Genomic DNA, 26,007 nt, shown 5'->3' with positions numbered 1-26,007 from the left:
TGCTTAAGAATTGCTTTGTGTGTTATTGATAGCTCCAAGCACGATTGTTACGTGATTAGAACGTTTTCTTATTCTGTGTGCACGACCTTGTGGAGCTGGACGAAGTCTTTTTAACATCATTCCTCCATCTACTCTGATCTCTTTAACAAATAATCCAGCTTCTTCTAAATTACCTTCACTATTTTTTTGCTCCCAGTTATTGATTGCAGATAATAATAGTTTTTCTAATTTTCTTGAAGCTTCTTTAGAACTGAATCTTAAAATGTTAAGTGCTCTTTCTACCTTCTGACCTCTTACCAAGTCCGCTACTAAGCGCATTTTTCTAGGTGAAGTAGGGCAGTTATTCAATTTTGCGAAAGCGATAGACTTATTAGCCTCTTTTCTCGCATCTGCTGTTTCTCTTTTACGAACTCCCATTGCTTCTTTTATTTTTTACCTTTATTTTTTGCTCCAGCATGACCTCTAAAAGATCTAGTTGGCGAAAACTCTCCTAATTTGTGACCTACCATGTTTTCTGTTACGTAAACTGGTACAAATTGACGACCGTTATGAACTGCGATAGTCTGTCCAACGAAATCTGGAGTAATCATTGAAGCTCTAGACCAAGTCTTTACAACTGCATTTTTACCACTTTCTACGTTTTCTTGAACTTTCTTGTCTAATTTATAATGAACGAAAGGTCCTTTTTTTAATGAACGTGCCATATCTTATTATTTCTTTCTACGTTCTACGATATACTTGTTACTCGGGTTTTTCTTAGAACGAGTTCTGTAACCTTTAGCTGGCAATCCGTTTCTTGAACGTGGGTGCCCTCCAGAAGAACGTCCTTCACCACCTCCCATAGGGTGATCAACAGGGTTCATCGCTACTGGTCTAGTTCTAGGTCTTCTTCCTAACCATCTTGTTCTACCTGCTTTACCAGATACAACTAATTGGTGGTCAGAGTTAGAAACAGCTCCAATTGTAGCTGAACAAGTCAACAAGATTAATCTTGTCTCACCTGATGGCATTTTAATTGTTGCGTATTTCCCGTCTCTTGCCATTAACTGAGCAAAAGTTCCAGCTGAACGAGCAATAACAGCTCCTTGCCCTGGACGTAACTCAATACAAGATATAACAGTTCCAAGAGGAATTCTGCTTAAAGGTAAAGTATTACCAATCTCCGGTTGAGACTCTGGTCCAGAAACTAATTTCTGACCAACTTTCAATCCATTTTGAGCGATAATATAAGTTTTCTCTCCATCAGCATAAGCTAATAAAGCGATAAATGCAGTACGATTTGGATCGTATTCGATTGATTTCACTGTAGCTGGAATTCCATCTTTAGTTCTTTTGAAATCGATGATACGATATCTCTGCTTGTGACCACCACCCGTATAACGCATGGTCATCTTTCCTTGACTATTTCTACCTCCTGAGTTTTTTATCGGTGCTATCAAAGAGCGTTCCGGCTTATCAGTTGTAATAGCGTCATAACCATTCACAACTCTAAATCGCTGACCCGGGGTAATAGGTTTTAATTTTCTTACTGACATTTTTCTATCTTAGATATTGTTGTAAAAATCAATTGTTTCTCCTTCTTGTACTTGAACAATTGCTTTTTTGTATGCATTTGTCTTTCCACTGATTAAACCACTTTTAGTGTATTTAGTAGATCTATCTGGTCTCACATTCATTGTGTTAACAGAAACGATAGTTACTCCATAAGCAGCCTCAACAGCTTTCTTAATCTCAACTTTGTTTGCTTTTTTGTTAACAACGAATCCGAAGCGGTTTAGAACTTCACTTTCTTTGGTTACTTTTTCCGTTACTATAGGTCTAATAATGATGCTCATATTCCTATTATTTACTTAAATTTTCTTCAATTAACTCTAAAGAACCCTCTAAAAGCACTAAATTATTAGCGTTTAATATTGCGTAAGTGCTTAATTCCGAGCTAGTTACGACATTTGAAGCCTTTAAATTACGTGACGACAAATATACGTTTTTATTTGACTCGCCCAATACAAATAAAGATTTTTTATTCTCTAACCCTAAAGCTTTCAAAACGTTAATGAAATTTTTAGTGTTTGGTGCTTCAAAATTAAAGTCTTCTACAACTACGATATTTGACTCTTTTGCTTTGATTGAGAAAGCAGATTTTCTAGCCAATCTTTTTAAACCTTTATTCAATTTAAATGAATAACTTCTTGGTCTTGGACCGAAAACTGTTCCCCCACCCTTAAACAAAGGATTCTTAACACTTCCTGCACGAGCAGTACCAGTTCCTTTTTGTTTTTTAATCTTACGCGTACTTCCAGTTACTTCAGCTCTTTCTTTAGCTTTGTGAGTACCTTGTCTTTGATTAGCAAGATATTGCTTAACATCAAGATATACAGCGTGATTATTTGGTTCAATTGCGAATACTGAATCAGAAAGTTGAACTTTTCTTCCAGTATCTTTTCCGTTGAAATCTAATACTTTTACTTCCATTACTTCTGAATGATTACATAAGAGTTTTTGTGACCAGGAATACATCCCTTAACAACAAGTAGATTCTTTTCAGCAACTACTTTTAAAACTCTAAGGTTTTGAACTTTTACATTTTCTCCTCCCATTCTTCCAGCCATACGCATTCCTTTGAACACTCTAGATGGATAAGAAGAAGCTCCTACAGAACCTGGCGCTCTTAAACGGTTGTGCTGACCATGAGTAGCTTGTCCAACCCCACCAAAACCGTGACGCTTAACAACACCTTGGAAACCTTTACCTTTAGATACACCTTGTACATCTACAAATTCTCCTTCTTCAAAAATAGTAACATCAATAAGATCTCCTAATTTTTGTTCAGTTGCAAAATCTTGGAATTCAACGACTTTTTTCTTAGCAACAGTTCCAGCTTTTTTAAAGTGCCCTAAAGCAGCTTTAGTAGAATGTTTCTCGTTTTTGTCATCGAAACCAAGTTGCAACGCTTCATACCCGTCAACCTCATTGGTTCTGACTTGGGTAACAACGCATGGACCAGCTTCGATTACTGTACAAGGAATGTTTTTCCCGTTTTCGTCGAAAATACTAGTCATGCCGATTTTCTTACCAATTAACCCAGACATAAATATTAATTATTAATTACTAAAATTCCCTTCAATTTGAAAATAACAGAAATTTCCAAACAGGGAGTGCAAAAGTAGATATTAAAATTGAATAAACCAAACAGTTACAAAAATTAAATCGCTCATTATCAAAATCCAAGCATCAAAACGCCTTCAAACTAAACTTTATCAACACCAAAATCCAAGCCCAATTTCTCCATCCTCAAACATTTTACACATAACAATTAATTAATAAAATCGCAACAAAAAAAACTCACATCCCTCTAAAACAAAGGCTTTTACAAAACTTAAAGAATCACAAATCTTTAAAATTTTACAAATTAAAACCAACTTTTACAAACAAAAAAAGCGAGACAAAAAATGTCTCGCTTTTTATATGAAAAATATAAAAAAATTATACTTTAATCTCCACTTCAACTCCACTTGGCAATTCAAGTTTCATTAAAGCATCAATAGTTTTAGATGAAGATGAATAAATATCAATCAATCTCTTGTATGACATTACTTCAAATTGCTCTCTCGCTTTTTTGTTAACGTGCGGAGAACGCAATACAGTGAAAAGTTTTTTGTGAGTTGGCAACGGAATTGGACCTGTTACAACCGCTCCAGTAGTTTTTACTGTTTTTACGATCTTTTCAGCAGATTTATCTACCAACATGTGATCGTAAGATTTTAGTTTTATTCTGATTTTTTGACTCATTTTCTTAAAATTAAGCGTTACCTTTTGCTTTTTTGATTACCTCTTCTGAAATATTAGAAGGTGTTTCTGCATAGTGAGAAAACTCCATTGTTGAAGTTGCTCTACCAGAAGATAATGTTCTTAATGTAGTTACATAACCAAACATTTCTGATAAAGGCACATCAGCTTTAATAGTTTTAGCACCATTTCTATCACCCATGTCATTAACTTGACCTCTACGACGGTTCAAGTCACCTACGATATCACCCATGTTTTCTTCAGGAGTAATAACTTCGATTTTCATGATTGGCTCAAGAATAACAGCTCCAGCAGCACGTCCTGACTCTTTATAACCCATTCTTGCAGCTAATTCAAAAGAAAGAGCATCAGAATCCACAGGGTGGAAAGATCCATCTAATAAAGTTACTTTCAAACTATCAACAGCATATCCAGCTAATGGACCTGTTTTCATAGCCTCACGGAAACCTTTTTCAACAGCAGGGATATATTCTTTAGGAACGTTACCACCTTTTACCTCATTAACAAACTGCAATCCTACAGGAACTTTACCATCAACTTCATCAGCAGGCTCGATTCTAAATACGATATCACCGAATTTACCACGACCTCCAGATTGTTTTTTGTAAGTTTCTCTATGTTGAGCAGATTTAGTAAACGCCTCTTTATACTCTACTTGTGGCTCACCTTGATTAACCTCTACTTTAAACTCACGTTTCATACGATCAACTAAGATATCTAAGTGAAGCTCACCCATACCAGAAATAATAGTTTGACCTGAAGCCTCATCAGTTCTTACAGTAAACGTTGGATCCTCTTCAGCTAATTTAGCCAAAGCCATACCCATTTTATCAACATCAGCTTTAGTTTTAGGCTCAATAGCGATACCAATTACAGGCTCTGGGAATTTCATAGATTCCAAGATAATTGGACTCTTCTCATCACACAAAGTATCTCCAGTTTTGATATCTTTAAATCCTACAGCAGCTCCAATATCTCCAGCCTCAATAAATTCGATTGGATTTTGTTTGTTAGCGTGCATTTGGTAAATACGAGAGATTCTCTCTTTGTTACCAGAACGAGTATTTAAAACATAAGAACCAGCATCTAAACGTCCCGAATAAGCACGGAAGAAAGCTAAACGACCTACGAATGGGTCAGTAGCAATTTTAAATGCTAAAGCAGCAAACGGCTCTTTTACATCTGGGCGACGTAAGATTTTAGTTTGATCTTCTTCTAACAATTCAGCATCATCAGGGTGAATTCCTTCGATACCTTCTTTATCTAATGGAGATGGTAAATACTTACAAACAGCATCTAACATGAATTGAACTCCTTTGTTTTTGAAAGAAGAACCAGCAAGCATAGGAATGATTGCCATATCAATAGTAGCCGCTCTTAATGCATTGTTAATTTCTTCCTCTGTAATAGAGTTTTCATCTTCCATGTATTTATCTAAAAGATTCTCATCATAAGTAGCAATCTCTTCGATAAGGATAGAACGATAGTGTTTTACATCATCAACCATATCAGCTGGGATATCAACAATATCAAAAGTAGCTCCTTGAGTTTCATCATGCCATACAATAGCTTGATTTTTAACTAAGTCAACAATACCTTTAAAATCTGCCTCATCACCAATAGGCAAAGTAATTGCAACCGCATTCGATTTCAACATATCTTTAACCTGACCACACACAGCTAAGAAGTTAGCACCTTGACGGTCCATTTTGTTTACGAATCCCATACGAGGAACTCTATATTGATCAGCAAGTCTCCAGTTAGTTTCTGACTGAGGCTCAACACCATCAACAGCACTAAATAAGAAAACCAAACCATCAAGTACACGCAAAGAACGGTTTACCTCTACAGTAAAGTCAACGTGTCCAGGAGTATCAATAATATTAAAGTGGTACGGCAATGATTCTGGAATAACTTTACCTTGTACAGTTGGGAAGTTCCAAGTACAAGTTGTAGCAGCAGAAGTAATTGTAATACCTCTTTCTTGCTCTTGAGCCATCCAGTCCATTGTTGCAGCACCATCGTGCACCTCACCAATTTTGTGTGACTTTCCAGTATAAAAAAGAATACGCTCAGTTGTTGTTGTTTTACCAGCATCAATGTGAGCAGCGATTCCGATATTTCTTGTATATTTTAAATCTCTAGCCATTTCTTTACGAATTAAAATCTAAAGTGAGAGAATGCTTTGTTAGCTTCTGCCATTTTGTGAGTATCCATTCTTTTCTTAACCGCAGCACCTTCTTCTTTAGCCGCAGCTAAACACTCAGAAGCTAAACGTTGCGCCATAGATTTTTCATTTCTTCTTCTTGAATAAAGTATTAACCACTTCATTGCCATAGAAATTTTTCTGTCTGGACGAATTTGCATTGGGATTTGGAATGTAGCTCCACCAACTCTACGGCTACGTACTTCTACGTGAGGCATAACGTTTGTTAAAGCATCTTTCCAGATCTCTAATGAAGTTTTCTCATCATTTTGCTTTTTAGTCTCGATGATGTCAATAGCATCATAAAATACTTTAAAAGCTGTAGATTTCTTACCATCCCACATTAAGTTGTTCACAAAACGTGTTACTAATTGGTCGTTAAACCTTGGATCCGGTAAAAGTGGTCTTTTCTTTGCCGCTCTTTTTCTCATGTCTTTTTCTTAAAAGTTTTTAAATTACTTTTTTGCTTCTTTTGGGCGTTTAGCACCGTACTTAGATCTTCTTTGCGTTCTTCCTGCAACACCTGACGTATCAAGCGCTCCACGAACGATATGATATCTAACACCTGGTAAATCTTTTACCCTTCCACCTCGCACTAATACTATCGAGTGCTCTTGTAGATTATGTCCTTCTCCTGGGATGTAAGCATTCACCTCATTACCATTTGTCAAACGTACACGCGCAACTTTACGCATTGCAGAGTTTGGTTTTTTTGGTGTAGTAGTGTAAACACGCGTACAAACCCCTCTTCTTTGAGGACAAGAATCTAAAGCAACCGATTTACTCTTCTTAGTGATCTGAGTTCTTCCTGTTCTTACTAATTGTTGAATTGTTGGCATAATTAATACTAAAAATTATTATGTTTATTAAATTCCCGCTTTTTACGGGGTTGCAAATGTATAAAATATTTTTCACTATACAAACGTTAAATCATTAATTTTCAACAACATTATTTATATCTATGATTTCACAAAGAAACATTAGATATTTGCTTTACATTTAACTAACAAAACGATTGCATTTGAAACAATTATATTACATATTCATTTTACTCGTATCATCAAATTGTTTTGCACAATCTTTCTACCTTAACATAAACGGAATCAATAAAAACCAAAATCAAACTATTGACTCCATTCTTTATACAAAAAAACATCAAAACATAAAATCCCTGAATAATGAAATTTCATCTGTAATAAACAAACTCACAAGACAAGGCTATATAGACACTGAAATACTAGAAAATAAAAAAACAAACGACACCACTTACACTGCTCTGATAGATATAAAATCAAAAATCAAAGAAATACACATATATATAGGAGCAAATAGTTTTTTTTATGATTCAGAAAAAAAAACAAAAGACAGCATAATCATACCTTATACCGAGCTGGAGAATTTCTTAAACCAAAAAATATCAGATAAAGAAAAAGATGGTTTTGCATTCTCAAAAATCAAACTTGAAAACATTAAAAAGAAGAATTCAATAATTTACGCAGACTTAAGTTTTGACTCTGAAATCAAAAGAACCCTCAATGCTATTATTGTAAATTACACAAATCCTTCTTTGAAAGATTATTTTCCTAAAGGAGCATTAAAACAATTAAACAGGAAATACATCAATAAAACCTTCAATCAAGAAACTGTTAAAAAACTTTCTGAAGACATAAATAGTTTTGAATTTGTTTCTCAGGCTAAATACCCAGAAATCTTATTTACCAATGACTCAACAAAAGTTTACACCTATTTAGACAAAAGAAAAGCAAACACTTTTGACGGCTATATTGGATTTTCAAATGATGATAGTAAAAAAATACAACTCAACGGATATTTAGATATCTCTTTAATAAATACACTTCATGCAGGCGAACAATTTTCTCTATACTGGAAAAGCGACGGCAACAAACAAACAACTTTTAACACAAAACTTGAAATTCCATATATTTTCAAAACAGCACTAGGAATAAAAGCCCAACTAAATATCTTTAAACAGGATAGCACATTTCAAAACACAAAAACAGCAATAGATCTAGGCTATTATTTAAATTATAATTCTAAAGTATACATCGGGTATCAATCAACAGAATCAAGCGACATTCAAAATACTAACAACGCAACAATCAGTGATTTCAAAAACTCATACTTTACTTCTACCCTAGAGCACAAAAAAAACAACAGCTCTAACAATCTGTTTCCAAGAAAATCATATGCAAATCTATTATTTGGCTATGGAAAAAGAACAACAAACAACACTACTGAAATAAAAGAAACAACCAATCAATTTTACACTAATCTAAATCTCTCTTACAATTTCGAATTAAATAAAAAAAACTTTATCTACATCAACCCTCAAATCTTATATCTAAAAAGCGACAATTACATCACAAACGAACTTTTTAGATTTGGAGGATTAAATTCAATTCGAGGTTTCTCAGAAAATAGTCTTCAAGGAAATATTGCAAATCTATTCATTACCGAATACAGATATTTACTTAGCTCAAATTTATACGCACACACCATACTCGATTATGGAATTTATCAAGATCGAACTTCAATAAAAAATAGCGAAAAATTCAACAGTCTAATTAGCGCTGGAGTAGGTTTAGGACTACTAACAAAAAACGGCTTATTAAAAATAATTATTGCTAATGGTAGCACAAATCAAACCGAAATAAAATTTTATAACAGTATACTCACGATCTGTTATAATGTTAAATTTTAAGCTTTTACAAAAATCTGTTAACAAAATATTAGGAATTTTAGTAAGAAATTACGAATATTACACTACTAATTCAAAATATTTGACAAATATGAAACCAAAGTTTAACAGATTCTTAGTGTTTTCACTAGCACTAATCGCGCAGCTAACCTTTGCGCAAGAAAGAACTGTTTCAGGTATTGTAACCGATGATGCAAATATGCCATTACCAGGCGTGAGTGTATTAATAAAAGGAGCAAAAACTGGAACACAAACAGATTTTGATGGAAAATATTCTATCAAAGCAACACCAAGTCAAGTTTTAGTTTTTAGCTACATTGGAATGAAATCCCAAGAATTTCCAGCTAGCTCAACAAAAATTAATGCTAAACTATCAAGCGACGCACAACAGCTAGAAGGAGTTGTTGTTACAGCTTTAGGATTATCAAGAGAGAAAAAATCTCTCGGTTATGCAACGCAAGAAGTTAAAGGAGAGAACCTAGCCGCAGTTAAAAGCGACAACTTCGTAAATGCAATATCAGGAAAAGTATCTGGAGTACAGGTAAAAAGAACCACAAACTTTGGAGGTTCCACCAATATTGTAATTAGAGGAAATTCTTCTCTAACAGGAAACAACCAAGCATTATTTGTAATTGATGGAGTTCCTGTAAGCAATAACAACTCAAACACAAGAGATCAGGAACAATCAGGAGCAGGTTATGATTACGGAAGTGCAGCATCAGACATCAACCCTGAAGACATTGAATCTATCAATGTACTTAAAGGCTCTGCTGCCAGTGCGCTTTATGGATCAAGAGCCGCTAATGGTGTTGTTGTTATAACAACAAAAAAAGGAAACAAAAAAGCCAAAGGCTATTCCATCACCGTTAATTCAGGCGTAACAATTGGCTCTGTAGACAAAAGCACTTTCATAAAATATCAAAACCAATATGGTGCTGGATATGGTCCTTATTATGGTCCTGACGAAGATTCGTATTTAGATCGTATCGATATAAATGGAGACGGGGTATTAGACAATGTAACCCCATTAACAGAAGACGCTTCTTATGGACAAGCTTTTAATCCAAATTTAATGGTTTACCAATGGGATGCATTTTACCCTGAATCCCCAAATTACATGAAAGCCACACCTTGGATGGCAGCAAAAAATGGCCCAATTACTTTTTTCCAAAAACCAGTAGCCCTTACCAATTCTATTTCAATCGACAAAGGTTTAGAAAATGGTTATCTTAGAATAGGAGCTAATAACCTTGACCAAACTGGCTTATTGCCAAACAGTAGCTTAAAGAGAAATACTTTCACTTTGAACGCATCTACTCTTATCAACGAAAGATTGACTGTAGCTGGATATGGAAACTTTACAAAAACAAGTACAATTGGTAGAAACAGCACAGGATACAATGACAATATTGCTGGTAATTTTAGACAATGGTGGCAAACCAATGTTGACATAAAAAGTCTAAGACAAGCTTATGAACTTACAGGACGCAATGTAACATGGAATCCAAAGTCTTATCAGGATCCTACTCCAGCATTTTGGGACAACCCATACTTTCAACGCTATGAAAATTACGAATCAGATAGCAGAAGCAGATTCATTGGAAACGTTTCTTTAAACTATAAGATTGCAAATTGGCTAGATGCTTTTGGCCGAATTTCTGTTGATACATATGATGAGCTACAAGAAGAAAGAAGAGCTATTGGAAGTGTACCTGTTGATTTTGGTATTGGAACTGGAGGTGGCGACGGCTCCCTTAATAGAAATCCAGCATCATCAGGTTACTCACGTAAAAACATTGGATTCAGCGAATACAACTATGACTTTATGCTAAATTACAACACAGACATTACCGAAAAATTAAATCTGAAAGGTGTTGTCGGAGTAAACATTAGAAGAAGCTACTACAATTCAATATTCGCAGCAACAAACGGCGGACTTGCTATACCAAAATTATATTCTTTACAAAACACAGTAAGCCCACTATTAGCACCTGTTGAAAGAGATGAAGCAATAGGCGTAGACGGTCTTTACGGCAGCGCATCTTTTGGTTATGAAGATTACTTATTTCTTGAAGGAACAATTAGAAGGGATCACTCTTCAACTCTTCCAGAAGCAAATAGCACTTACTACTATCCTTCCGTTTCAACTAGTTTTGTATTCTCTAAATTTGTAAAAGCAGATTGGCTATCCTTTGGAAAAGTAAGACTTAATTATGCAGAAGTTGGAAACAGCCCTGGTTTTGATAGAGTCCTAGACACCTATGCAGTTAACACAGCATTTGGAGCAGCATCAGCATCAGTAAAAGACACGAAAAACAATCCGAACCTAAAACCAGAGCGTACAAAAAGTTACGAAGCAGGTCTAGAACTTTCTTTCTTTAAAAAGAGATTAGGATTTGATTTCTCTTATTACAAATCAAATTCAATCGATCAAATAATCCCTTTAAGACTTACTGCCTCTACAGGATACTTATACGAATTGATTAATGCTGGAGAAATTGAAAACAAAGGGATTGAAATAACTTTAAGTGGTACACCTATAAAAACAGACACTTTTTCATGGGACATAAACTTAAACTTTGCCAGAAACAGAAACAAAGTATTAGACCTGTTAGACGGAATTGATAATCTGCAACTAGGATCTTTTCAAGGAGGTGTAACAATAAATGCCGCTATCGGGCAGCCATATGGCGTAATATATGGCACAAAATATACTTACTTAAACGGACAACGAGTTGTTGATCCAAGTAATGGCCAATATATAAAAACTTCAACATCTGATAATGCGATTGGAAATGCAAATCCAGATTACACAGCAGGTTTAAATAACAAATTCACTTACAAAAACTTTTCGCTTGAATTCTTAATCGACATGCAAAAAGGCGGACAGATATTTTCACTAGACCGTTATTATGGTTTAGCAACAGGTCTGCCAGACGACACTGCATATTTAAATGAACTTGGAAACCCTATCAGAAATCCATTAACTTCTGGATCTGATAGCGGAGGATTTATAAATCCAGGAGTAAATCCAGATGGCACCCCAAACACTACCAGAATTGAGGCAAGCCGATTTGGCGCTCAAGGTTATAGAAGAGGCTTACCAGATGAGGCATTTGTATATGACGCAAGCTATATCAAACTAAGACAAACAGCAATCACATATTCTTTACCAGAAAAAGTATTAAAAAATACATTCATGAACGGAATGAGCTTTAGCGTTGTTGGAACAAACCTTTGGATTATACACAAAAACTTACCAGATGCAGATCCAGAATCAGGATTAGGAGCAGGTAACTTGCAAGGCTACTCAACAGGATCTTTACCATCTACAAGAGACATTAGCTTCAACATTAAAATCCAATTTTAAAACAAGAAATCATGAAAAAGATATTTATAATCATACTAACCGCAGTAACATTCTCGTCCTGCTCTGATGATATAGAAAAATTAAATGTGAATGTAAAAGACCCATCAAATGTACCAGGAGAAGCTCTGTTTACAAGTGCGCAAAAAAGTTTGGTAGACCAAATGACAAACACAAATGTCAACAATAATATATTCAGACTAATTAATCAATATTTTACAGAGACAGTTTACACAGACGAAAGTAATTACGACTTAGTTACAAGAACAATCCCAGAACAACACTGGCAATTCCTGTACAAAGATGTACTAAAAGACTTAGATCAAAGCGCTATCAATATTACTAATACTCCGCTTGGCTTAACAGAAAATCCTTTAGACAAACAAAACAAACTTGCAATCATAGAGGTTTTAAATGTTTACACTTATGCGGTATTAGTTGAGACATTCGGCAATATTCCATATTCTCAAGCCATAGATCTTAACTACAAAACACCAAAGTACGATGACGGCTTGACAATTTACAAAGATCTAATCAGCAGATTAAACAATGCAATAGCGAAACTAAATACTGGTGGCAAAAGCTTCGGGGACAATGACAGAATATACGGAGGTGATGTAGCAAAATGGATTAAGTTTGCAAACACTCTAAAATTAAGAATGGGTATAACGATTTCTGATATTCCTTCCGAAAGTGCATTGGCTCAAGCTACTGTATCAAGTGCCGCTCCATTTGTATTCACATCAAATCTCGACAATGCAGACCTAAAATATCTTACAGCTACACCGAACACTAATCCGCTATATGTAGATCTTGTTGCAAGTGGTCGTGACGATTTTGTTCCAACTAGCACTATAATAGATATGATGAATAATTTGAGTGACCCAAGACGTGCAAAATACTTTGACAACAATATGGATGACCCATCGACTCCGGAAATAGAATATATAGGTGGAGAGAATGGATCTGCAAATTCATTTTCACAAAACACACACATTACACCAACAATTCAGGCTCCGGATTTTCCAGGAACAATTTTAGACTATGCTGAAGCCGAATTCCTATTAGCAGAAGCCGCTGAAAGATCTTTATATGGAACTCCTGCAAATGCAGAAGCACACTATAATGCAGCAATAACCGCTTCTATTTTAGATTGGGGAGGAACCGAAGCTGATGCTACAACTTATTTAACGAATCCTGATGTTGCCTATACAACTGCTACAGGAACTTGGAAACAGAAAATAGGAACTCAAAGCTGGATCGCTTTTTATAATAACTCATTTGAAGGATGGTCATTCTACAGAAGATTAGACTTTCCTGTATTGGTTGCACCGCCAGATGCTGTATCAGGTTTTCCAATGCGCTATACCTACCCAATTATTGAGCAGTCACTAAATAAAGCAAGCTATACAGAAGCAAGTGTCGCAATTGGGGGTGACGCTGTTGAAACTAAATTGTTTTGGGATAAGTTCTAAAATCTATAAAATTATAAAAAACGAAAAGCGGTTGCATAATACATGCCACCGCTTTTTATTTCAAAACCTCTTAACTTTAATTTTACATTGAGTCAAATTATTGGAGTGATATCAGAAAACACAAAACAAAAAGTTATCAAAATCATTAAAAAGAAGAGAATATTTTCAATCTGTATAAAACCCAAAAGATTTTGTTTTATGTTCAGAAAAAGTATAATAACATAATTACATTATGCCTGTATTAATCCTGAATATTAAAGGTTCACGGTTTTTTAACAAAATTTACCGTTTTGCCTTGACGTTTTTTTAAGATAAAAGTTATAAAAAAAACATTTAAACACCCTTCATCTATAAATTTAACATTTGAAGGGTTGATAAAATTTTTAATTATTATCAAATTTAACACTAAAAATTACGGTTTTGTAATTTTTAGCTGATTATAATCGATAAAACAACAAAATCTAACCTTAAAATCATTATTTAACTAAAAAAAAAGCTTTTTATATTAGGTAGATTAACAAATTATTAAGATTTTTGTCGGACTAATTCAAAATATTTAAAAATGAAACTAAAGTTCAATGGATTCTTAGTGCTTTTATTAGTACTAGTCGCGCAACTTTCTTTTGCGCAAGAAAGAGCTGTTTCTGGTACAGTTTCTGATAATGCAGGAATGCCTTTACCGGGTGTTAGTGTATTAGTTAAAGGAACTAAAACAGGAACACAAACTGACTTTGATGGTAAATTCTCGATCAAAGTGTCACCAAGCCAAGTTTTGGTATTTAGCTACATTGGGATGAAAACTCAAGAAGTGGCTGCAAGTTCATCTACTGTAAATGTTAAAATGGCAGATGCAGGAGCACAAGAACTTGAAGGTGTTGTTGTAACAGCTTTTGGTATCAAAAGAGAGAAAAAATCTCTTGGATATGCAACAACAACTTTAAAATCAGACGCAATTACTCAAGTAGTTAATGCGAACCCTTTTGAAACTCTTTCTGGAAAAATCGCTGGGGTTGACATTACTGCTCCATCTCAACCAGGAGCTTCTACAAAAGTTGTTATTCGTGGATTGAACACAATTACAGGAAATAACGGACCTCTTTATGTAATTGACGGAACACCAATCAACAATACACCAACAGGTACAGGAAATAATGGAGTAGCTACTTCTACAAGATCTTACGATGCTGGTAACGGTGTTAGTGACCTTGACCCTAACAATATTGAAAGTATGACAGTACTTAAAGGTGCTGCTGCTTCTGCTTTATATGGATCAAGAGCTGGTGGTGGTGTTATCATCATTACAACTAAAAAAGGAAAATCAAACAGCGGAATTAAAGTTGACATGCTTGCTTCTACAGAGTTAAGTGAAGTAGCTAGAGTTCCACATAACCAAACTCAATTTGGACAAGGTTGGAATGGAGTAGGTTACTCAGGATCTAACTCTTACAGTAATGAAAATGGTTCTTGGGGACCTGCATTCAATGGAGAAATAAGACCATGGGGATCTGTTTACAACAACAGCCAACAAATTAAACCTTATGTGGCTTTAAAAAACAATGTTAGAGACTTCTACAACACAGGTGTTATGTCTACACAATCTGTAAACTTAAGCGGTGGTGGAGATACATCTGATTTCTCTTTAGTATTTTCAAATGTAAACAGTGATGGTGTTGTACCAACTGATGCTGATGAATACAGAAAACAATCTATTGGTTTCAATGGAGGTTTAAAAGGTAAAAGATTTACTTTAAGAACTTCTTTAAACTATATCTACAAAGATCAAAGTGTTGTAAACACTGGTCAAGGTGATGATGCTGGACAAGGTTCTACATTACAACAAGATTTATTACAAATCCCTACTGATGTAAGTATTGTAGACTTGAAAGATTACAAAAATAATCCTTTCAACTCTCCTTCTTATTACTTTACTCCTTACGCTACAAATCCATATTTCTCAATTAACGAGAATAGCACAAAAATTTATGGTGGTAACTTTTTTGGTAATGCTAACTTAAGCTACAAAATTACTGACAAATTAACTGCTACATGGCAAATTGGTGGTAACGTTAGAACTGAAAGATTCAAAAGTTATGGAGCTATTGTTGACTATTTACCAGGAAGCCCACAAGACATTGCAGGAAGCTTAACAGTTGGTGGAGTTACTGAAGGAAGATCTGAATTTTCTGAATTTGACACATTCTTCAACTTAAACTACAACACAAACTTAAGCGAAGATTGGACATTAAACCTTTTAGGTGGTGTTAACTTCAACAAAAGAGAGTCTGATCAATTATTCAATACAATTACTAACTTAGGTATTCCTGGATATTATGAACTTTCCAACTCTGCTGTTAGACCAACAATTACGCAATCTAATAGTGTAAGAAAAACTGGAGCAGTTTACGCTTCTGCAGAATTTGCTTTCAAAAACAGATATTTTGCTACTATTACAGGTAGAGAAGATATTACATCTACATTACCAATAGGAAACAATGCTTATTTTTACCCATCGTTATCTTTAGGTGCAATTGTAATCGACAATGGAGATACTTTCTTGAAATTAAGAGGTGCTGCTTCTAAAATTGCAAATGACACAGATCCTTATAGAACAGCAAATTCTTATATCCCTGGATCTGCTGCTGCCAACTTTGGTATTATTGCATCTCCAATTGGAGGAGTTAGTTTTTACGAATCTAACGGTAGACTTGGTAACCCAGAGTTAAAACCAGAAACTACTGTTGAATACGAGCTTGGTGCTGAAGGATCATTCTTAAAAAACAGAATCAGTTATGATGTGGCTGTATACCACAAAACAACTAAAGACGCAATTGTTAACTTACCTTTAGATCCATCTACTGGTTATACACAAAAAACAATTAACGCTGCTACAATCCAAAATAAAGGTATTGAGCTTTCTCTTACTGCAAGCCCAATCAAAAACCAAAACTTTACTTGGAATTTAACTTACACGTTTACTAAAAACTGGAACGAAGTAACTGAAATAAACGGTGGACTTCCATACGTTGATCTAGCACCAGCTTATAACGTATTTTTTAGAGCTGTAAAAGGAGAACCAATTGGATCATACTACTCACTAGTACCAAAAACAAATGAAGCTGGTCAACCAATTGTAAGTAAAACAAATGGTGTTAACTTAGCTAGTTCTGAAGCTCAAAATATTGGAAACTCTCAACGCGATTTCGTAATGGGATTACAAAATACTTTCAAATACAAAAACTTTAATTTAGGATTCTCTCTAGACTGGAAACAAGGAGGAGAAATGTATTCTTATACAAAAAGATTGGCGCATTTCGTAGGAAATGGTATTGAAACTACTTACAATGATAGAAACCCTTTCATTGTGCCTAATTCTGTAAACGAAGTTGTTGCTGCAGATGGTTCTGTAACTTATGTAGAAAACACAACTCCAGTTTCTTTTGCTAACGTAGCTAACTATTACAATACACAAACTAACACTGGATACGAAAAAAATCACGTAATTGACAAAACTTTTGTACGTCTAAGAGAGGTAAATTTAAACTACGATTTCCCTTCTGCACTTAGCAAAAACATGGGATTAAACAAAATTACAGTTGGTGTTTATGCAAGAAACTTATTTATGTGGACTCCAGGAGACAATCCTTATGTTGATCCAGAGGTAAGTACTTACGGAACTGGTGTACTTTCAGATTTAGGAGAATTTGGAGCTAACCCATCACAAAGATCAGTAGGTGGAGTTTTAAAATTATCATTCTAAAAAAATATATCATAAAATGAAAAAGATAGCAACAATAATAACAGCTCTTTTCTTACTAGTGTCGTGTGATGATACATTTGACATTAATAGAGATCCGGATTTATTACCTCCGGGACAAGCAAATAGCACTATTTTTCCTGCGGGAATCGCAGGTTTAGCAGGTGCACAGGGATCATATTACGCTTTAATTGGCGGATTTTGGTCTCAATTCTGGACACAAAACAATACTTCTAATCAATACAAAGACGTTGACCAGTACAGTATTGGAACTAACGATTATCAAGCTGCATATGCAGCAATGTATGATGCGTTAAATGATATTAGAACTGTAAAACAACAAGCTCTTGCTGAAGGAAATACAAAATATTTTCTAATGGCTACTGTATTAGAAGTTGAAGCTTCACAAGTTTTAACAGACACATACGATGCTATTCCTTATGCAGAGGCAAACAATACAACTATCTTATATCCTAAATTCAATACAGGTAAAGAAACTTATGACTTAATGATTGCTGATTTAAAATTGGCATTATCAAAAGATCTAAATGCTTCTAATGGCGACAATCCAGGTAACGATGATTTCATCTTTGGTGGAAATATGGAAAATTGGACAAAATTTGGTAATACTTTATTGTTGAAATTATATACAAGATTAACAGAAGTAGATCCTTCATTAGCTCAAACAGGAATTACTACATTAATTAATTCAGGTGCTGAATTTTTAGATGTTGACGCTGCAATGACTCAATTTGAAGATGCTGCAGACAGAAGTAACCCATTATATGAAACTGACAGAAGACAGTTAAATACTACTGGAAACCTTAGAGCTAGTAAAACGTTATATTCTTACTTACAAGTTAATGTTGATCCACGTAAAGATTTATACTATGGAGCGGGAAATCCTAATAATCAAGGAGATTTCTTAAATAGTGCAACTAATCTTTCTTTAGTTACCTTAAAAGCAACTACTCCTTTCTATTTTATTAGTGCTGAAGAAAGCTACTTCTTACAGGCAGAAGCTCTTGTAAGATATTATGGAGGCGCTGGAGCTCAAGCAAAATATAATTTAGGAGTTGCTGCAAACTTCACTAAGTACTATGGTTCTGCTGCAGCTGGTGCAGCTGCTGCTAAGCCTTTCACTGACCCTGCAGGTAAATATGAATTCCCTGCAACAGGAACTGCTGCTCAAATCGAAGCTATTATCACTCAAAAATGGATCGCTAGTTTCCCTGGAAATGGATACGAATCTTTCTTTGAACAAAATAGAACAGGATACCCTAAAGTATCTGCAGTGGCTCAAACAAGTGAATCTTACGTACCTGGACAATTTGCAATTTCTGTAAACAGCCAAACAGGAAACTTATTCCCAAAAAGAGTTGTTTTACCTAATAGTGTAAAAACAAGAAATCCAAATGCACCTGCTCTTAAGGCGATCACAGACCCAGTTTGGTGGGATGTTAACTAATTAAAATTTACGAAATGAAAAATATATTCATAAAACTGATGACAGTAGTAGTTAGTGGTTTGCTACTTACTTCTTGTGATGCTGATTCAAGCGCAAACGTGTCTAGGGTTACAAATTACCCTGTATTTGAACTTAATGGCGAAAGTACAGAATTTGTTGAATTAGGTTCGACATATACTGAGCCAGGAGCTACTGTTACTGAAAACGGCCAAGACATTCCTTTTGCTATCACTTTTGCTGGAAAATATAGAGGGGCTAAGACTCTTGACACCAGTAAAATTGACGAGTACACTGAAACTTACAGCGCTACAAACGTAGATGGTTTTCCAGGTAATAGTACAAGAAAAGTAATTGTATACAAAACTGGAGATCTTAAAACTAGTATTGAAGGTGTTTACATTGCTACAACTAAGAGAAATGGCCAACTAATGCCTGCGTCTCAAGGAAGTTCAGAAAATGTTAAATATATTTATATCTGGAAAAACGCTGATGGTTCTTTCCAAGTATCTGATGCTTTTGGAGGATGGTATGATATCTCAAGAAATATTGGTGTAACTTCTGCTGCTGTAGGAGGAACAATTACAGGTGATATTTCTACTGGTGAGTTTACTTTCCCTGGAATTCCAGTATGTGATTATTTCGGAGGATCTGCAAAAATATCAGGTTTAACTGTTGATGCAGATAGCAAAACACTTGTACTAACAACTGATTGGGCTGCCGATGCGGCAACTAATTATAAGTTTGTTGCAACATTAACTCAAGTACAACTTTAAAATTATTAAAATGAAAAAATTAAAACTAAATATAACTCGTGTACTTGCAGTAATGTTTGTACTTACGGCATTTGTATCTTGCGATGAAGTGGGTGACACAGATCCGGGAGGAACATCTGTAGAATCAATGGCAGGAGACTGGTACATCACTCTAACAGATAGTGATGGTCATGTAGTTGTTGAACACGCTTTACACTCAACATATAATACTGCTGCAAACGACAACACAATGTGGATTGATGATGCTAAACGTGGTTATTATATCAAATGTAAAGTAGAGGTTGATACTAAAACCGGAACATTTAAAGCAACTGCTGCTGATAACATTCAGGACCCTGGAACTAAAGTTACAATCACTGACGGGAAAATCGAAAAAGGAGCTGCTGTTTCTAAAGGCGGTCATAAAGTAGATAAAATCTCTTTCAGAGCTCACTTTGATTATGATGATGATGGGTATGATATCCTTTATGAAGGTCACAAAAGAACTGGTTTCTACGAAGACGAATACTAGGATTTTAATTCAAGTAGTCTAAATATTAAACCACTCCATTAATTTGGGGTGGTTTTTTTATATAAACATATTACCTATATTTGTCCAATGGAAAAAGAACATCAAATATTTGGCATTAGAGCCATCATAGAAGCAATTCAAGCAGGAAAAGAAGTAGACAAAGTTTTCATTCAGAAAGATATTTCTGGAGAGCTTATGAAAGACTTAATGAAAGTAATGAAACGTGCAAACGTTAATTTTTCTTATGTTCCTGTAGAAAAACTAAACCGCCTTACTCCAAATAATCATCAGGGTGCAGTAGCAACGATCTCTCCCATTGGTTTTATCGATTTAGAACATTTAGTTGAATCTACTATTGAGTCAGGTAAAAAACCTCTTTTCCTTATATTAGATCAAATATCAGACGCTAGAAATTTTGGTGCTATTATTAGAACAGCAGAATGTACTGGTGTAAATGGAATCATTGTACAAAAAGCGGGTTCTGCTCCAGTAAACGGAGACACAGTTAAGACTTCTGCTGGAGCTGTATTCAACGTGCCTATTTGCAAGGTTGAACACATAAAAGACGCTATTTTTTACTTGCAAGGTTCTGGAATAAAAACAGTTGCCGCAACCGAAAAAACAGATCAAAACATATACGACATATCATTATCTGAACCAGTAGCTATTATTATGGGATCTGAAGACCGAGGAATAAATCCTTCTGTTCTAAAAATAGTAGATGAAAAAGCCAAATTGCCAATGTTTGGTTCAATTGGATCTTTAAACGTATCTGTTGCCTGTGGCGCTTTTCTATACGAAGCTGTTCGCCAAAGAACATAAAAACAAATTGAAAGATTAAGATGCGAATGAAATAATTAAATACCTTTAATTAATGCTTTCAAAATCTAATTCAAAATCAAAAATTATAATATTCCGATGTCTGTTTGTAGTTTTACTAATTACAAACAGCTACGGACAAAACACTACATATAATCAGTTTTGGAATGAAATTCAGTTTAACACAACTTTGAGTAAAAAGTGGGCAACTGAAATAGATTTTGCCGCAGCTTATAGCAGCACTGAATCATCAGCAAACTTATTCCAAAATACTATCCAAAGATCTATTAGAGGCTGGGGTCATTATTACTTTTCACCTAGATGGAAATTTTCGGCTTTCATCGCCTATTTTAACAATAGAGACGTCCCTGAAATTGGTCAGTTCGAATCTCCAGAATGGCGTTTCGCACTTCAAGGCATTTATTACTTTCATAAAACGGGTTATACTTTAAGCACAAGAATGCGTACCGAATATCGTCATATTCAAAATGAAGACGATAATTATGAGAATGTTTTTAGATATCGTCAGCAAATTAAATATATACAGCCAATTAATAGTAAAATATTAAGAGGTGGTGTTGTATATGCGATTGCTTCAGATGAACTCTATTTTAAATCAGGAGCAAATGTTACTGGTGGAAATTTCTTTGATAGGAATCGACTGAATATAGGTGCTGGCTATTTATTCTCAGATGATTTTCAGGTAGAACTAACTTATTGCAACGAATATTTACCAAGAAATGACGGAAATCAAACCACCAATGCCGCCTCACTTACAATAACCTTCAATAATTTCTTTCGAAATCTTAAAAAGAAGATCGAAGCCAAAAAACATCCTGAAGCAAAAGACGAAGAATAATTTAGTTTTCTTCTTTCTTCAAAAAACATTTAAGCTGTTCAACAATAGCATTTTTATGAAGCTTAAAGTTATAGCTTCGCACAAATTCAGTTCCCTGCATATTAATTTCTGCGCTAACAGCTTCGTAATTAGAAAACGCATTTAGATCTTTATCATCAATCAAATAAAGAACCTGCATTATAGAATCGTTACGTCTATACTGAGTATCGTAATGCACTAACTTATAAGTCTTGTTATCTGAAAGATGAATTACTAAATCATCTTTAATTTTTTTTCCCACTTTCTTATCTGGAAATGGTGTGGGTTGCAGTGCAACAAAATAATGTTCTTTGTCTGTAACAATATTAATTTTTAACGATTTTGTTTTTGTTGTATAAAAGACTGCTGGTTCAAAATAGTAGACCATACTTCCGTCTGCTTGCACCCTATTCTTTATTTCACATTGAGCAATGCCCTTTGCATTAAAAACAAAAAACGAAAACAAAACGATAAACTTTATTCTCATAATGTTCAAATTTAAATTGTTACCTAAACAAATTTACTCTTTTTATATCAAAGAAAATTATTGGTCTGTTTCTTCTTCATGCTCTATTTTTTTAATTAAAATATAATTTACAGGATGGCTAGACGAAAAGTACTCCTCCTCCATTTCATCTTCATGTGAAAGAGGAACAAAATTTCCATTCTCATCAAAATGCTTCATAAACGGATCACCGCTTGGATCAAAATCTGGACGTTGCCAATCGTAAACGATTGGTTTTGCGTATTCGGGTGCTTTGTAAAGTAAACTCAAAACAAAACCCGTAATAAGTCCAGCTAGATGTCCTTCCCAGGAAATAGACTGATCAACATCTGGAAAGACATACCATATCATTCCGCCATAGAGTAGAATTACAGTTAAGGACAAAGCCACCAATCTGTAATATTTAGTTTGAATGCCTTTGAAGAAAATAAAACTAACCAGAACATAAATTAATCCGCTGGCACCAATATGGAAATTCTCTCTTCCTACCACCCAAGTAATCAATCCTGAAAATATAATACCGTAGCCAATAACTCCTAAAGTCTGTTTTGGATAAAAAAACTGCATCGCCGCCAGCAGTATTAGAAGCGGAATACTGTTATTGTATAAATGATCTAGATTTTCGTGAATAAAAGGACTGAACAAAACACCCCGAAGCCCTAAAAAATCTCGAGGATAAATTCCGTATCGATAAAAATCAAAATCAAACCGGATTTGAAGCCAATATACAACCCATAAAAAAAGGACAAAAAATAATGGAAGTCCGATAACTGAATTTGAAAACTTAAAATTAGTGTCGCTCATATTTTTTTAGAAAATAACATCTAACAGAACTCAAAAAACTATCCAAAAATATTTTACTGATATTTTGTCATACCAAGATAAAAAATTGTCTCAAATCAGAACAATCCTTCTCTCTGTGAACTGTTTTAACTTTTGAATGAATGAAATTTAAATCTTAAAATAGTAATTTTGTATCTATGGAAGCACCTTTAGCAGAGCGTATTCGTCCGCAAAAATTAGAAGATTACATAAGCCAACAACATTTGGTTGGACCAACTGGTTCTTTAACACAGCAAATATCAAAAGGAATAATTCCTTCATTAATTTTCTGGGGACCTCCTGGTACAGGAAAAACGACCTTGGCCCAAATTATTGCTCAAGAATCAAAAAGACCTTTTTATATTCTAAGTGCCATAAATTCTGGCGTAAAAGACATTCGCGATGTTATTGATAAAGCAAAACAAAGTGGCGGACTTTTCACAGCTAAAAATCCTATTCTTTTTATTGATGAGATTCATCGATTTAGCAAATCACAACAAGATTCACTTTTAGCCGCCGTAGAAAAAGGCTGGATAACCTTAGTCGGTGCTACTACCGAAAACCCAAGTTTTGAAGTGATTCCTGCATTATTGTCACGTTGCCAAGTCTACATACTAAATGCTTTTACAAAAGCCGATTTAGAGGCTCTTTTAGAGCGCGCAATGAAAACTGACACTTATTTATTAACAAAAAAAATAAATTTAAAAGAAACAGAAGCTTTATTGCGTATTTCTGGTGGTGATGGAAGAAAACTTTTAAATGTATTTGAACTTGTCGTTAATGCTTCAGCTGGTGATGAAATTACAATTACCAACAATCGTGTTTTAGAACTTGTGCAACAAAACACGGTTCTTTATGACAAGACTGGCGAACAGCATTACGATATCATTTCTGCCTTCATAAAATCTATTCGTGGTAGTGATCCTAATGGAGCTGTTTATTGGCTGGCCAGAATGATCGAAGGTGGTGAAGATGTAAAATTTATCGCTAGAAGAATGCTTATTTTGGCAAGCGAAGATATTGGCAATGCTAACCCAACTGCACTCATAATGGCCAATAATACTTTTCAGGCTGTTACTACAATTGGATATCCCGAAAGCCGTATCATATTAAGCCAATGCGCAATTTATTTAGCTACTTCTCCCAAAAGTAATGCTTCTTATATGGCAATTGGAAATGCACAGCAATTGGTAAAACAAACCGGCGATTTACCAGTCCCGATTCACTTGCGAAATGCACCGACTAAATTGATGAAGGAATTAGGATATGGTGATGAATATAAATATTCGCACGATTATGCAAATAATTTTGCAGAGCAAGAATTTCTGCCAGATGCTATAAAGAAAACGGTTCTTTATAATCCTGGAAACAATTCTAGAGAGAACAGTACCCGCGAATTTTTAAAGAACCGTTGGAAAGATAAATACGGCTATTAAACCATATTTTATATTTAGAATTTCACTACAATTTTTTCTGAAACTAATTTGTCATTCTGATAAGACTCAAAATACCATTGTCCATCTTGTTTTAAGATCAAAGAACCTTGAACATTATCTTTTGTAGCGATATAAACATTTGGTTGCGAAGTTTTGAAAAGTTTCATAACCACTTTTGGTGTTTTATCAATCAATTGGTAACCAGATTCAGTTGGTTGAGCATATAACAAATTTGGATCTTTTAAATCTGGTGCAGATGCAGCAACAACTTGAGTTGCAGCAACAGTAGCAACCGCACTTGTAGCTACAGCTGTTTTTACAGGAGCAGATGTTCTTGAAGTTGCAACTGGAGTACCGCTATATTTATAATGCAAAGCAAAGACTCCCTTAAAAGCATCTTCTAACGCTTCTTTATAAGCTATTTCATATTCTTTCTCTCTGCTTTTTCCTACTTCAGAAGTAAAAACTACTTGGCCAAAACAATCCTTAAATTGTACTATAAGCTTAGTAACTAAAAATGCGCTATCTTTTATTACATCAATATATAAAACTTGGCAACGATCTGTGTAACCATCAGGAAGCTGCTCATTTGAATAAAAAGCTTCAAAACCACATTTAGTCAAATTTTGTTTACTTAAAGTTGCCAAACGATATTGATTATCAGTCTTCATAAACTCATATTTCAAAGGAATAATTACAGCTTTGTAATCATTGATAGACTGCGCAAATCCAACAACTGAACATAAAATTGCAGTAAGTAAAAATTTAATTCTCATCATTATAAATATTTTTTTAGTTCTAATAAATGGTTAATTTGTTTATAGTTTTCTGAAACGTCAACTTTTTTCTCATTAAAGAAAATAGCGTCTAGACCTGCATTTAAAGCTCCATTTACATCCGCTTCAAAATCGTCTCCAATCATAATGCTGTTTTCTTTTGAAGTTTTTGCTAGTTTTAATGCATAATCAAATATAATACTATTTGGCTTTTTAACTCCCGCTAATTCCGAATTTGTGATTGTGCTAAAATAACCTCCAAGCGAAGCATTATTAATTTTCTTTTCCTGAACATTAGCAAATCCATTTGTAATGATATGAAGTTTATATTTTGGCTTTAGATATTCCAAAACTTCAATTGCTCCATCAAAGAGATAATTATTATCGGTCAAAAACTCGATATAATCATTGGCAATTTCCAAGATGTTCTCTTCTGAAATCACATAATTTAAAGCATCAAACGAATACTTTAAACGGTTATAACGCAATTCTTGATGCGTAATTTTATCATTCTGATACAATCTCCAGCATTCTTGATTGATCGGAATATATTCTTTAATGAAATCTTGAGTAACGATTTCCTGATACTTAGTTTTGAAAATTCGATCAAAAGCCATTTCTGAGTTTTTATCAAAATCCCAAAGCGTGTGATCTAAATCGAAAAAGATGTCGGTAATATTGGTATTCATGTA

At 34.5% G+C, this 26,007-nt stretch carries 24 protein-coding genes; 10 read left to right on the top strand and 14 right to left on the bottom strand.

Annotated elements, in window-relative coordinates:
* Positions 1-3 precede the first annotated feature (3 nt).
* The 10 genes from rplV to rpsL form a co-directional block, all read right to left on the bottom strand.
* Positions 4-417, bottom strand: coding sequence for a 50S ribosomal protein L22 (gene rplV / locus JI750_RS18065; protein ID WP_007803631.1), 414 nt, complete (start codon positions 415-417; stop codon positions 4-6).
* Between the two features lie 8 nt (positions 418-425).
* The gene (gene rpsS / locus JI750_RS18060) at positions 426-704 is read right to left on the bottom strand and encodes a 30S ribosomal protein S19 (protein ID WP_008464288.1); all 279 of its coding nucleotides are present in this window, start codon (positions 702-704) and stop codon (positions 426-428) included.
* 6 nt (positions 705-710) lie between these two features.
* Complete coding sequence (gene rplB / locus JI750_RS18055) at positions 711-1,535, bottom strand: 50S ribosomal protein L2 (protein WP_008464287.1); 825 nt, start codon at positions 1,533-1,535, stop codon at positions 711-713.
* Positions 1,536-1,544: 9 nt separating this feature from the next.
* Positions 1,545-1,835, bottom strand: a complete 291-nt coding sequence (rplW, locus tag JI750_RS18050; protein ID WP_008464286.1) for a 50S ribosomal protein L23 — start codon at positions 1,833-1,835, stop codon at positions 1,545-1,547.
* 7 nt (positions 1,836-1,842) lie between these two features.
* Positions 1,843-2,472, bottom strand: coding sequence for a 50S ribosomal protein L4 (rplD, locus tag JI750_RS18045; protein ID WP_202005471.1), 630 nt, complete (start codon positions 2,470-2,472; stop codon positions 1,843-1,845).
* On the bottom strand, positions 2,472-3,089 hold the full coding sequence (rplC, locus tag JI750_RS18040; RefSeq protein WP_144217592.1) for a 50S ribosomal protein L3: 618 nt from the start codon (positions 3,087-3,089) through the stop codon (positions 2,472-2,474). The genes rplD and rplC overlap by 1 nt, the downstream gene beginning before the upstream one ends.
* A 394-nt stretch (positions 3,090-3,483) precedes the next feature.
* Positions 3,484-3,789, bottom strand: a complete 306-nt coding sequence (gene rpsJ / locus JI750_RS18035) for a 30S ribosomal protein S10 (protein WP_007803605.1) — start codon at positions 3,787-3,789, stop codon at positions 3,484-3,486.
* Between the two features lie 10 nt (positions 3,790-3,799).
* Complete coding sequence (gene fusA, locus JI750_RS18030) at positions 3,800-5,956, bottom strand: elongation factor G (protein ID WP_111364460.1); 2,157 nt, start codon at positions 5,954-5,956, stop codon at positions 3,800-3,802.
* Between the two features lie 11 nt (positions 5,957-5,967).
* Entirely contained in the window at positions 5,968-6,444 is a 477-nt protein-coding gene (gene rpsG / locus JI750_RS18025) for a 30S ribosomal protein S7 (protein WP_026727879.1), read from the bottom strand.
* 24 nt (positions 6,445-6,468) lie between these two features.
* Complete coding sequence (gene rpsL, locus JI750_RS18020) at positions 6,469-6,852, bottom strand: 30S ribosomal protein S12 (RefSeq protein WP_007136570.1); 384 nt, start codon at positions 6,850-6,852, stop codon at positions 6,469-6,471.
* 182 nt (positions 6,853-7,034) lie between these two features.
* On the opposite strand from rpsL, the gene JI750_RS18015 reads away from it, so the two are divergent.
* The 9 genes from JI750_RS18015 (at position 7,035) to JI750_RS17975 (ending at position 21,758) form a co-directional block, all read left to right on the top strand.
* Positions 7,035-8,735, top strand: coding sequence for a BamA/TamA family outer membrane protein (locus JI750_RS18015; RefSeq protein WP_236673093.1), 1,701 nt, complete (start codon positions 7,035-7,037; stop codon positions 8,733-8,735).
* An 88-nt stretch (positions 8,736-8,823) separates the two neighbouring features.
* Positions 8,824-12,102, top strand: coding sequence for a SusC/RagA family TonB-linked outer membrane protein (locus JI750_RS18010; RefSeq protein WP_202005468.1), 3,279 nt, complete (start codon positions 8,824-8,826; stop codon positions 12,100-12,102).
* Between the two features lie 11 nt (positions 12,103-12,113).
* Positions 12,114-13,574: a SusD/RagB family nutrient-binding outer membrane lipoprotein gene (locus JI750_RS18005; protein ID WP_202005452.1), complete on the top strand. Its 1,461-nt coding sequence runs from the start codon at positions 12,114-12,116 to the stop codon at positions 13,572-13,574.
* A gap of 562 nt (positions 13,575-14,136) precedes the next feature.
* Complete coding sequence (locus tag JI750_RS18000; protein ID WP_202005449.1) at positions 14,137-17,331, top strand: SusC/RagA family TonB-linked outer membrane protein; 3,195 nt, start codon at positions 14,137-14,139, stop codon at positions 17,329-17,331.
* Between the two features lie 16 nt (positions 17,332-17,347).
* Complete coding sequence (locus JI750_RS17995) at positions 17,348-18,796, top strand: SusD/RagB family nutrient-binding outer membrane lipoprotein (RefSeq protein ID WP_202005433.1); 1,449 nt, start codon at positions 17,348-17,350, stop codon at positions 18,794-18,796.
* Between the two features lie 14 nt (positions 18,797-18,810).
* Positions 18,811-19,569 (top strand): BT_2262 family domain-containing protein, encoded by a 759-nt coding sequence (locus tag JI750_RS17990; RefSeq protein WP_202005431.1) that lies wholly within the window; start codon positions 18,811-18,813, stop codon positions 19,567-19,569.
* 10 nt (positions 19,570-19,579) lie between these two features.
* Positions 19,580-20,080, top strand: a complete 501-nt coding sequence (locus tag JI750_RS17985) for a lipid-binding protein (RefSeq protein ID WP_202005428.1) — start codon at positions 19,580-19,582, stop codon at positions 20,078-20,080.
* A gap of 87 nt (positions 20,081-20,167) precedes the next feature.
* The gene (gene rlmB / locus JI750_RS17980) at positions 20,168-20,902 is read left to right on the top strand and encodes a 23S rRNA (guanosine(2251)-2'-O)-methyltransferase RlmB (RefSeq protein WP_202005425.1); all 735 of its coding nucleotides are present in this window, start codon (positions 20,168-20,170) and stop codon (positions 20,900-20,902) included.
* A 52-nt stretch (positions 20,903-20,954) separates the two neighbouring features.
* Complete coding sequence (locus tag JI750_RS17975) at positions 20,955-21,758, top strand: DUF2490 domain-containing protein (protein WP_202005423.1); 804 nt, start codon at positions 20,955-20,957, stop codon at positions 21,756-21,758.
* A gap of 1 nt (position 21,759) precedes the next feature.
* On the opposite strand, the gene JI750_RS17970 is transcribed toward JI750_RS17975, so the two are convergent.
* Together JI750_RS17970 and JI750_RS17965 are read right to left on the bottom strand one after the other, a co-directional pair.
* Positions 21,760-22,263 carry a hypothetical protein gene (locus JI750_RS17970; protein WP_236673092.1) on the bottom strand — a complete coding sequence of 168 codons (504 nt, stop codon included), beginning with the start codon at positions 22,261-22,263 and terminating at the stop codon, positions 21,760-21,762.
* Between the two features lie 57 nt (positions 22,264-22,320).
* A complete protein-coding gene (locus tag JI750_RS17965; RefSeq protein ID WP_202005419.1) occupies positions 22,321-23,085 on the bottom strand; it encodes a rhomboid family intramembrane serine protease in 765 nt (254 codons plus the stop codon).
* Between the two features lie 176 nt (positions 23,086-23,261).
* Between JI750_RS17965 and JI750_RS17960 the strand changes: the two genes are divergently transcribed.
* On the top strand, positions 23,262-24,539 hold the full coding sequence (locus tag JI750_RS17960) for a replication-associated recombination protein A (protein ID WP_202005416.1): 1,278 nt from the start codon (positions 23,262-23,264) through the stop codon (positions 24,537-24,539).
* 14 nt (positions 24,540-24,553) lie between these two features.
* Here JI750_RS17960 and JI750_RS17955 read toward each other — a convergent pair whose 3' ends face one another.
* Both JI750_RS17955 and JI750_RS17950 read right to left on the bottom strand, forming a co-directional pair.
* Positions 24,554-25,318 carry a hypothetical protein gene (locus JI750_RS17955; RefSeq protein ID WP_369410039.1) on the bottom strand — a complete coding sequence of 255 codons (765 nt, stop codon included), beginning with the start codon at positions 25,316-25,318 and terminating at the stop codon, positions 24,554-24,556.
* Complete coding sequence (locus tag JI750_RS17950; RefSeq protein ID WP_202005413.1) at positions 25,318-26,004, bottom strand: YjjG family noncanonical pyrimidine nucleotidase; 687 nt, start codon at positions 26,002-26,004, stop codon at positions 25,318-25,320. Before JI750_RS17950 ends, JI750_RS17955 begins: the two co-directional genes overlap by 1 nt.
* Between the last annotated feature and the right edge of the window lie 3 nt (positions 26,005-26,007).

Source organism: Flavobacterium tagetis (assembly GCF_016735615.1).
In the GTDB taxonomy this organism is placed as follows: domain Bacteria; phylum Bacteroidota; class Bacteroidia; order Flavobacteriales; family Flavobacteriaceae; genus Flavobacterium; species Flavobacterium tagetis.
Note: the sequence above shows the minus strand (reverse complement) of the source record. Positions and strands in the feature narration are given on the sequence as shown.